The organism is Deltaproteobacteria bacterium (genome assembly GCA_009930495.1).
Taxonomy (GTDB): Bacteria; Desulfobacterota; Desulfovibrionia; order Desulfovibrionales; family Desulfomicrobiaceae; genus Desulfomicrobium.
Map to the genome: position 1 here is coordinate 18,876 of RZYB01000014.1, position 10,234 is coordinate 29,109.

The window sequence follows — 10,234 nt, forward strand, 5'->3', positions numbered from 1 at the left end:
CCTATGAATATACTTTTAGTCGGTTCCGGTGGCAGGGAACACGCCCTTGCCTGGAAAATTCGCCAAAATCCCCAGGTCACGAATCTGGACATAGCCCCCGGCAATGGCGGAACCGCCCTGGTTGGCCGGAATGTCGCCATCAACGACGGCGATGTTCCCTCCCTCGTCGATTATGCCGTGACCCACGCCATCGATCTGGTCGTGGCCGGTCCGGAATTGCCGCTGGTTCTTGGGTTGGCCAATGCGCTGCGCGAAGTTGGCATCCCTTGCTTTGGCCCCGACGGCTTCGCGGCCCAATTGGAAGGATCCAAGGCTTTCGCCAAGACAATGATGCGTGAAACCGGCGTTCCCACCGCCGACTTCCGTGTCTTTGACGACCATGCCGCGGCTCTCGCCCATGTCCGCGAGCATCCCCTGCCCCTGGTCATCAAGGCAGATGGACTGGCCGCCGGCAAGGGCGTGGTGATCGCCCAAACCCTGGCCGAGGCCGAGGACGCCTTGAACGACATGATGATCAAGCAAATTTTCGGCCCGGCCGGGATGACCGTTGTCGTGGAAGAAGCCCTCACGGGCGAGGAGGCCTCCTTTCTGGCTTTTTGCGATGGCCACGCCATTGTCGCCATGCCTTCTCTCCAGGACCACAAACGTATTGGAGACAACGACACGGGCCTCAATACCGGCGGCATGGGAGCATACAGCCCGGCTCCAGTTCTGCGGGAGGAAGACTATCCAGCCATGGCCGAGTTATGCATCCGCCCCATCGTGGACCACTTGGCCAAAATCGGCCATCCCTTCAAGGGAATTTTGTACGCGGGGCTGATGATGACCACATCCGGCCCCATGATCCTGGAATATAATGTCCGCTTTGGAGATCCGGAATGCCAGCCCCTGATGTCCCGGCTTGAATCCGATCTGGTCGAGATCATGATGTCCTGTGTTCAGGGAACCCTCAAACCCGAGCATGTCCGGTTCCGTCCCGAAACCAGTTGCTGCGTTGTCATGGCGGCCAAGGGCTATCCCCAGGCGTACCCCAGGGGAATGCGCATCACCGGCATCGAGGATGCGGAAACCATGGAAACCGTCAATGTTTTCCAGGCCGGAACCAAACTTGAAAACGGAGTGCCCGTGACGACGGGCGGTCGGGTGCTGGGTGTCACGGCCCTGGGCGCCGATCTGGCCGAAGCCCGAGACCGGGCCTACCAGGCCGTCAAACGGATTCACTTTGAAAACAGCTATTATCGTACCGATATCGCCGACAAAGGCTTACGGAGGTCTGAATGCCACAAGTAGCAATCTTCATGGGCAGCAAATCCGATGAGGCAACAGTGCGGCCCTGTGTGGAAATCTTGGACAAACTGGGTGTCACCTCCCACTTCACCATCACTTCGGCCCACCGTACCCCGGAACGAACCGCCGCGCTGGTGCGCGAGTTGGAGGAGGATGGAGTACAGGTTTTCATTTGCGCGGCGGGTCTCGCCGCGCACCTGGCCGGAGCCGTGGCCGCCAAGACCATCCGCCCGGTCCTGGGTATTCCCGTGACCGGATCCGCTCTTGGCGGCTGGGATGCCCTGCTGGCCACGGTACAAATGCCCCCTGGATTTCCCGTGGGAACCTTGGCCCTGGACAAGGTCGGCGCCCGCAACGCCGCTTGGCTGGCCGCGCAAATCCTGGCCCTGCATGATCAGGAATTGGCCCAGCGAATCATGGATGAACGCCGTGGAATGGCGGCCCAGGTCGAGGAAGACGCGCAGTCCCTCTAATTCGATTGATACACCGGCATGTATCCGTTTTTTTGAGCAAAGCCCGAGTTATCCCTGGGTGCGCGGCCATCTTGACCATTTTCATGCGGGCAAGGAGTCAGCGCTTCCAAGAGCAGTATTCGCCTTGAAATAAAAATGGCACAAAATGCGAGAGGCGGCCCCATGGGGCCGCCTCTCGCATTATTCAAAAGACTATGACAACTCAGCGTAAATACCGAAAAAAATCATTTTCCGGACTCAAAATCAACCGCGTTCCGTCCTGAACGGACTTCTTGTATGCGTCCATGGTTCTGATGAATTCGTAAAATTCGGGATCTTGTTCCAGGGCCCGAGCATAAATGGCGGTCGCCTCGGCTTCGCCCTGACCGCGTTCCACCGATGCCTCGCGCCGGGCCTCGGCCAGCATCACCGCCCGCTCACGGTCGGCGGCGGTGGTGATCCGAGCCGCAGCCTCGCGTCCCTCGGAGCGGTACTGTTTGGCCTGGCGTTCCCGCTCTGCTTGCATGCGACCGTAAATCGCCATCTGATTTTCCTGGGGAAGATCCGTGCGCTTGATGCGGACATCGATAATCCGGATGCCATAATCCTTGAGCAGAACATTCGCCTTGGTCGTGACTTCGTCCATGATGGTGGAACGCTCGGTGGCCACGATCTCGGTCAAGAGGTACCGTCCCAAGGCCTCGCGAAGCTGGGAATAGACAATATCGTCTATACGCGACATTCCTCCCTGAATGTTCCGTACTGTACGATAAAACTGCAGCGGATTAACAATTTGCCACCGTGAATAATTATCCACGACCATGTTCTTTTTATCCTTGGTGATGATTTCCGCAGCGGGCGCATCATACTCCAAGACTCTGGAATCAAAATGGATAACATTCTGCACAAAAGGTAATTTGAAATGCAGTCCGGGCGCGTAGCTTTCCTCGCCCACAGGCTTGCCGAGTTGCAAAACAATGGCTGTCTCGGTCTGATCGACGACAAAAGCACATTGGAGCATAAAAAACACTCCAATCACCAAGGCGGCAATGATGAATTGCATTCTTTTCACTGCGCGCCTCCCTTGGGCTGTGTCACGCCAAGACCTTTCTCCAGTCTGTCAAGAGGCAGGTAGGGTAAAACCCGCTGGCTGGAATCCGAGGACAAAATAACCTTTTCAACCCCCGGACGGGACAAAATTTCTTCCATGGTTTCCAAATACAACCGTTTCGTGGTTATATCCTTTGCCTTTCGATATTCCGTCAGCACAGACAAAAACCGGGCGCTTTCACCCTGGGCCTGCCGGATTTTCGACTCCTTGTAGGCCTTGGCCTCATTGGTGATCGCCGCCACCTCGCCCCGAGTCCGAGGAATGAGGTCATTCTCATAAGCCTCGGCTTCGTTGATAAAACGACTTTTATCTTCCTTGGCGCTGGCCACGTCCTTGAAGGCGTCGATAACCTGCTTGGGGGGATGGACATCTTGAAGCTGGACAGCCACGACTTTAATGCCGCTTCGATAGCTGTCCAAGATCCGCTGCAAAAGGGCCCGCGTGTCATTCTGGATGACCAGTTTGTCCGTGGTCAAGGCCGAGTCGATCTTGTTGTAGCCGATGACCTCGCGCATGGCCGCCTCGGCGGCATCCTTGACTGTTTTTTCCTGATTGGCCACGTTGAACAGATAATCTTGAGCGTTATCAATCAGGAATTGAACAATGAACTGCACATCGACGATGTTTTCATCTCCGGTGAGCATGAGGGATTCCTCGGGCACCAAACGCATATTCCCGCCCGAGCCAGCCATTGAAACCGCGCTTCCCCGGAATCCGACCTCCAACCGCTGGATCTTGGTCACCTTGGGAGTCTCGACTGACTCAATCGGAAAGGGCAGCCGATAATGCGGGCCCGCCTCGGTGGTCCGGCTGTACGCGCCAAAGCGCTTGACCACGCCGACCTCGTCGGGCTCGACGATGTAAATGCCGCTGCCAAGCCAAAGGACCAAGGTCGCGATAACGACAATCTTCCACCCTGGAAATTTTATCTCTTTGAACTGCTTGACTTTTTCTCCCAAATCACCCAGATCCGGCCCAGGTATGGGGCCAGACTGCCTCTGCCGCTTTTCTTGTAGTTTTTCCCAATCCCAATTCATGACCTGGACAGGTAAAAGAGTCACGCCCTTAGGTCAAGACAAGGGCGCGAGGTGAGCACCGCATGGAACAAAAAAAGATGAATTCAGAAGTCACGATTTATACCGATGGATCAAGCCTCGGCAATCCCGGGCCTGGAGGCTGGGCGGCAATCCTGATCTGGGAAGGCGTCCGGAAAGAATTCTTCAAAGGCTATCGCCAGACAACCAACAACCGCATGGAAATTCGTGGCGTATTGCATGCCCTGGAGCAGCTCTCCAAACCATGCCACGTCACCATTCACACCGATTCCAGGTATGTTTGCGACGCCGTGGAAAAACGCTGGATCCAGAACTGGATTCGCAATGGCTGGAAAACCTCGGGAAAAAAGCCCGTCAAAAACCGAGACCTCTGGGAACGACTGATCCCGCTCCTCAAAACCCATGATGTACGTCTGGTCTGGATCAAGGCTCATGCCGGCCATCCCGAAAACGAGCGCTGTGACGAATTGGCCAAAATTGCCGCGTCGGGCGGCAACCTCCCCGTGGATCAGGGATACAGCCCTGAAATCTGATGAAGCCACGGGCTTCCCCGAGGCTTCATCAGCCTGGCCTTTCAACCGCCTCGCGCAGCTTGTTCTCCCGCGTGCCCCCATGTATGGGGCCACTGACAAGCGGGTAGCCGCGCTTTTTCCATCCATGTCAACCACGCCACGACAATGACTCTTTACGCACTTCTCGGCGCCCTGGAACAGGGCTTTCTCTACGGACTCATGGCCCTGGGCGTTTACCTGACCTTCCGTATCCTCGACTTTCCCGACCTCACCGTGGACGGCAGCCTCCCCCTTGGGGCCGCTGTCTGCGCCGTGACGATCACCTCCGGACACAGCCCCTATCTTGGGTTGATCCTGGCCGCTGGCGCGGGTTTTCTGGCTGGCGCCATGACCGCCATTTTGAACACCAAGCTCAAAATTCTGCATCTCCTGGCTTCGATCCTGACCATGATTTCCCTTTATTCCATCAATATCCGTATTATGGGCGGACCCAACGTCGCCCTGCTGGGCACCCCGTCCATTCTGACGGATTTGGAACGCCTGGGCCTTCCCGCGTATCAGCTCGGTCCGGGCTGTTTTTTTGTCGTCGCCATGCTGATCACCGTTGCCCTGATCTGGTTCCTGGGCACGGAATATGGGCAAGCCATGCTGGCCACGGGCGACAACCGGCAAATGATCACGGCCCTGGGCGTGAATACCGACAATGTCCTCATCCTGGGCGTGGGCCTGTCCAACGCCCTGGTGGCCTTCAGTGGCGCCCTGATCGCCCAGAACCAGGGCGCGGCCGACGTGAACATGGGCGTGGGAACCATCGTCGCGGGACTGGCCTCGGTCATCCTCGGAGAAACCTTGATGGGGACTTCCACCATTGCCCGGGCATGCATGGCGGTCATTATCGGCTCCGTGGCCTACCGGACAGCGATCGCCCTGGCCTTGGGGGCGGATATCGGTGGGTTTTCGTTCACTCCAAGCGACCTGAATCTGATCACGGCCGGCCTTGTGGTCCTGGCTCTGACCTCGCCCATGCTCAAACGGAGAATCTTCCGATGATCACCGTCAACGCCATCAACAAATTTTTTCATCGTGGCAGCATCAACGAGGTGCACAGTCTTCGCGAGCTCTCGCTGGACATAGCCGAAGGCGATTTCATCACCATCATCGGCTCCAATGGAGCCGGCAAATCGACCTTTCTCTCCTGCCTGGCGGGAACCCATGCCGTGGATTCGGGACAGATCCTCGTGGACGGCCAGAACGTAACCCCCTGGCCCGAGCATAAGCGGGCCCGGTTCATCGGCCGGGTTTTTCAAGATCCGCTTTCAGGCACGTTCAGCGGAGGAACCATCGCCCAAAACATGGCGCTGGCCGCGAAGCGCGGCCAATGGCGCGGCTTGGGCCGGGGAGTCAAACGGACGGACATGGCTCTGTTCACGGAACGGCTCAAAACCCTGGAGCTGGGTCTAGAAAATCGGCTAAAGGACCGCGTCGGGCTGCTCTCCGGCGGTCAACGCCAAGCCCTGACCATGATCATGGCGACCCTTGTCCGTCCCCGCCTGCTGCTTCTGGACGAGCACACCGCGGCCCTGGACCCGAAAACAGCGGCCCAGATTCTCAAACTGACCACGCAAATTGTTTCTGGTCACAATTTGACCACCCTCATGGTCACGCACAACATGCATCAGGCCCTGGCCCTTGGAAATCGTCTGATCATGATGCACCAAGGACAAATCATCCTGGACGCGCGCGGCGCGGACAAATCCAGGCTGACCGTTGAGTCCCTGCTCGATAAATTTCAAAGTCTTCGCGATGCCGACATTTCGGATCGCATGCTCCTGGGATGACCACTCGCGAGATATGATCAATTTCTGTCCACATCAAAACCTCCGAACAAATAAATGCGTCCATTTCCCGGCATTTCCTGCCTGGCCGACTTTTTGCTTAACACGGCCCACACCCGGAGGATTTCATGAATATTCCTTTGTTCAAGCATATCCTGATTCTCGCCGTCGCCATTGCAACGATCCCATATCCCGGCCCGGTTCACGCGGAAAACGGGCCTGGCCAACGTCTTGAAAACCCAAGCCGGCAAGGCGTTGGGGAACAGAGTCCCCGTGGTCGCGGACAAACCCAGCCCGAGAACCCGGCTTTGCGCACGGACACGGAACGCCATCGGCCTGAATCACGAGCGGAAAGATCTCGTGTTCATGACCGCCGTGCCAATCCAGGGCAAAATGCCCCTTCCAGATCGCACCGCGCGGAGCAAGGCATCCACCAGGGACAACGCCCAGACAATCCCAGACGAGACACGTCCACTCGAAGCCAGGGCATACCTGGCCGAAAAAATTCCTTTTCCGATCAACCCGGACGTCCAGATACACGGCAGCCCGGAAATGTTTCCCCACGCCATGCATCGGACAAACCCGACCGCAAGCGGCACGAACCACACAATAACCATGAACGAAAACGGCATGATGACCGCTATTCGCGCGAAAAACGCGTACATTGGGAACAGCCCAAACCGCACCACGAAATCCACCATGACCGAAGGACGGATTGGCACCGCGACAGAAGGGACCACTCGCATCGCGTGGCGCGTGTCTTTCACCATCTGCCGCCCCGCCATGACATTTTCCACCATCACGGCAAGCGCTACCACTTTCACCATGGCCGCTATTATCACCTGACACCCCAGGGCTTCGTGCTGATCCGCCCGCCCAGGGGGTTGATCGTGGTCAATCTGCCCATTGGCTTTCGAACCGTGATTTCCGCCGGCCTGACCTACTATGTTCATGGCGATGTCTACTATCGACGCGTGCCAGCAGGCTACGAAGTGGTTCAACCCGTGCGGACCATAACCCGGGAATACCCGGAACATGTCGCGGTGGACATTGATGTCCTCAACGTACGCTATGGGCCGGACAGGGACGAGGACGTCATCGCCCAGGTCTCGGAGGGCATGATCCTCAAGGTTCTGGGGGTCGAACCTGGCTGGCTTTATGTCGAAGTCCAGGGCGAGGAAATCCAGGGGTGGGTCATGGAACAATACGTGATCGGTGTTTCGGAAGGGCGGGGTTGACGGGGGGTGACCGAACCCCAAGGGTGGCAACGCAAAGGCCGGTTTGATCTCCGGCCTTTGCTTATTTTTTCAAGCGCCTTACCAATTCCAAGGCCACGGCGTGACGGTTGAAGGGCGGGATGATATACACGCCTCCAAAATGAGCCCACGCATACTCCAAAAGCTCCCAGGCGATGTCCACGCCTTCTTCCTGGCCTGAATCACCAGCCTTGGCCATGCGCTGGCGGGTTTCCAAAGGGATTTCAATGCCGGGAAACTCATTGTGCAAAAACTCCACATTGCGACTACTGGCCAGGGGCATGATCCCCAAAACAATCGGAACGGCGATATGAGCCGTGGCCTCCAGGATCTCGTCCACACGGGCGCGGGAAAAAACCGGTTGGGTAAGAAAAAATGTGGCGCCGGCCGCGATTTTCTTTTCCATCCGCCCGACTTGCAAGGACATGTTGCGGGTATTGGGGTTAAAGGCAGCACCGACGCAAAAATTGACCGGAATCCGCATGGGATCGCCGTAGTGGTTACGCCCCTGATTGAAGCCCCGCACCAGTGACAACAATTCCATGGAACGCACATCGTACACACCGGAAACCCGCTCCGCGCTTCCAACGGACGGCGGATCGCCGGTCACGGCCAGAATATTATGCAACCCCGAAACCGCCATGCCCATGATGGTGGACTGCATGCCGACCAAATTGCGGTCCCGGCCGGTCAAATGCACGACAACTTCGGCTCCAGTTCGATTCCGCACCATGCCTCCCAAAACAATATTGGACAAACGGGGCACGGCCAGAGGATTCTCGGCGACCGTGATCGCGTCCACCCCGCCATCGACCAAGGCCTGGGCGGCCGTCAGCACGGGTTCTACGTCCAGATGCTTGGGCGGATCCAACTCGACCAAAATAACCTTGCCCTCCGCCAATCGCTCGGCCAAACGGCTTGACGCGGCAGACGGAAGATGTGTTTCCTCCTCTACGAGCGACACGACCGGAAACACGGGCGCCGCCCCGTCCAAAGCCCGAACCAGGGCGGCGATGTGCTCCGGGCCCGTGCCGCAACACCCACCCACCAGACGCGCGCCATGGGCGACGCACGCCACCATCTGGCGAGCGAAGTAATCAGGCGAACTGGCATAGATAAGTCGATCCCCGAGAACTTCCGGGAAACCCGCGTTGGGGAGCACGGACAGGGGAACAGCTATTCGCCCCAGCCCACGAATCAGGTCCAGGGCGTTCTTGGGACCAATACCGCAGTTGAACCCAACCACGTCGGCCCCAGACTCGATCAGGGACTGGCAGCATTGCATGGCGCCGCGCCCGGAATGGGTCCGGCCGCCTTGCGTGAAAACCATCTGCGCGGCCACGGGGACTTTCACGGCCCGCTTCACCCCGGCCAGGGCAGTTCGGAGCAAGGACAAGCTGGCAAATGTTTCAAGGATAATAAAATCCACGCCGCCCTCGACCAAGGCCCTGGCCTGCTCGGCAAAAATCTCCTCCAATTCGGCCACGCCTGGCATGGCTTCGCCCCAGCGACCCAAAGGACCCATGGCGCCAGCCACGAACCGCCCCGTCCCGGCGCATTGCCTGGCCAATTCGGCCCCACGCAAATTTATTTCCCGAACCTTGTCGCCCAAATCAAACCGCCCGAGCTTCACCCGGTTGGCCCCAAACGTGTTGGTTTCGAGGACCTCGGCTCCGGCCTGAACATAGGCGGAATGAACGGACCGGATCATATCCGGGTCGGTCAGATTCAAACCATCATAACAGGAGGCGCTGTCCACTCCTTGTTCGAATAAAAACGAGCCCATGGCGCCATCGGCCACGACCACGCCTTCGCACAGACGAGTCAGGATGTGCCGGCTCATCGCGCAAAATCCAAATCGGCCATGGTCACGCGGCGCACATTGCGGATATCGCGCTTGGTCACGCGGGCGTAGCGCACTGCGGGATAGCCAAACATCATGGCATACAGGGAACGATGATCGGGGGGCACTCCGAGCATGTCCCGTAATTTGGGCACGACCCGGTCGAAGGCCCAGGCCGCGAATCCGCACCACACCGCGCCCAGCCCCAAGGCGCTGGCCATGATTTCAAAGTAGGTCATGGTGATGAAAGGGTCGGCTTCTGGCGCGGGGCTGGCGGCAGGGGCGGAAACCACGAGCATATGTGGCGCATCTCGAAAAATAATGTCCTGTCCCTGGTCGTAAAGATTCACGAATTTGGCGTAACACTCCAAACCCTCGGGCAAGGTCCCGGAAACAGCGGCCTGACGGATGCCCATGATGGTTTTTTCGCGCACGGCCTGCATGACGCCTGGGTCATCGATCAGAGACAGATACACCGAACGCTGGTTCTTGCCCGTGGGCGCATGGGCTGTTACCCGCAAAAGACGCTCGAGAATAGCCCCATCCACGGGTTCTGTCCGAAAACGACGCACGGAGCGCCGCCCACGGAGCTGATTTTCGATAACATCAGGAGCTGGGGGCGCGCACAACTCCACCGTATCGGGATCAATGCCAAAAATGGACAGCGCCGCTGTGGGGCACACGGCCAGACAATGCTGACAGCCAATGCAGTAGCCTTCTTTATGGGGCAAAATCCGGGGCAGTCCCTGGGTCAAATCGATCACGGACACCGGACAATCAGCGGCGCATTCGCCACATTGGACACAACGCGATGCATCGACGAAAAAATCAAGCATGAGCCATCCTCACGGTAAAACTTGGTGCCTGAGCGCCTTCGCACCCA

At 58.0% G+C, this 10,234-nt stretch carries 10 protein-coding genes; 6 read left to right on the plus strand and 4 right to left on the minus strand.

Features of this window, described 5'->3' with window-relative positions; all coding sequences use genetic code 11:
- Positions 1-3 precede the first annotated feature (3 nt).
- Positions 4-1,290 (plus strand): phosphoribosylamine--glycine ligase, encoded by a 1,287-nt coding sequence (purD, locus tag EOL86_02790; protein ID NCD24512.1) that lies wholly within the window; start codon positions 4-6, stop codon positions 1,288-1,290.
- Entirely contained in the window at positions 1,278-1,760 is a 483-nt protein-coding gene (purE, locus tag EOL86_02795) for a 5-(carboxyamino)imidazole ribonucleotide mutase (GenBank protein NCD24513.1), read from the plus strand. The genes purD and purE overlap by 13 nt, the downstream gene beginning before the upstream one ends.
- 202 nt (positions 1,761-1,962) lie before the next feature.
- Here purE and hflC read toward each other — a convergent pair whose 3' ends face one another.
- Together hflC and hflK are read right to left on the minus strand one after the other, a co-directional pair.
- Complete coding sequence (gene hflC, locus EOL86_02800) at positions 1,963-2,802, minus strand: protease modulator HflC (GenBank protein ID NCD24514.1); 840 nt, start codon at positions 2,800-2,802, stop codon at positions 1,963-1,965.
- A 5-nt stretch (positions 2,803-2,807) separates the two neighbouring features.
- The gene (gene hflK / locus EOL86_02805) at positions 2,808-3,887 is read right to left on the minus strand and encodes an FtsH protease activity modulator HflK (protein ID NCD24515.1); all 1,080 of its coding nucleotides are present in this window, start codon (positions 3,885-3,887) and stop codon (positions 2,808-2,810) included.
- Positions 3,888-3,964: 77 nt separating this feature from the next.
- Here hflK and EOL86_02810 point away from each other — a divergent pair, with 77 nt between their 5' ends.
- The 4 genes from EOL86_02810 to EOL86_02825 all read left to right on the plus strand — a co-directional run bounded on the left by EOL86_02810 (position 3,965) and on the right by EOL86_02825 (position 7,490).
- Entirely contained in the window at positions 3,965-4,438 is a 474-nt protein-coding gene (locus EOL86_02810) for a ribonuclease HI (protein ID NCD24516.1), read from the plus strand.
- A 144-nt stretch (positions 4,439-4,582) separates the two neighbouring features.
- The gene (locus EOL86_02815; protein ID NCD24517.1) at positions 4,583-5,467 is read left to right on the plus strand and encodes an ABC transporter permease; all 885 of its coding nucleotides are present in this window, start codon (positions 4,583-4,585) and stop codon (positions 5,465-5,467) included.
- Entirely contained in the window at positions 5,464-6,255 is a 792-nt protein-coding gene (locus EOL86_02820; protein NCD24518.1) for an ABC transporter ATP-binding protein, read from the plus strand. Before EOL86_02815 ends, EOL86_02820 begins: the two co-directional genes overlap by 4 nt.
- A gap of 125 nt (positions 6,256-6,380) precedes the next feature.
- On the plus strand, positions 6,381-7,490 hold the full coding sequence (locus tag EOL86_02825; GenBank protein ID NCD24519.1) for a hypothetical protein: 1,110 nt from the start codon (positions 6,381-6,383) through the stop codon (positions 7,488-7,490).
- A gap of 61 nt (positions 7,491-7,551) precedes the next feature.
- On the opposite strand, the gene EOL86_02830 is transcribed toward EOL86_02825, so the two are convergent.
- Both EOL86_02830 and EOL86_02835 read right to left on the minus strand, forming a co-directional pair.
- A complete protein-coding gene (locus EOL86_02830; GenBank protein ID NCD24520.1) occupies positions 7,552-9,351 on the minus strand; it encodes a bifunctional homocysteine S-methyltransferase/methylenetetrahydrofolate reductase in 1,800 nt (599 codons plus the stop codon).
- The gene (locus EOL86_02835; GenBank protein ID NCD24521.1) at positions 9,348-10,187 is read right to left on the minus strand and encodes a 4Fe-4S dicluster domain-containing protein; all 840 of its coding nucleotides are present in this window, start codon (positions 10,185-10,187) and stop codon (positions 9,348-9,350) included. The genes EOL86_02830 and EOL86_02835 overlap by 4 nt, the downstream gene beginning before the upstream one ends.
- Positions 10,188-10,234: the final 47 nt, after the last annotated feature.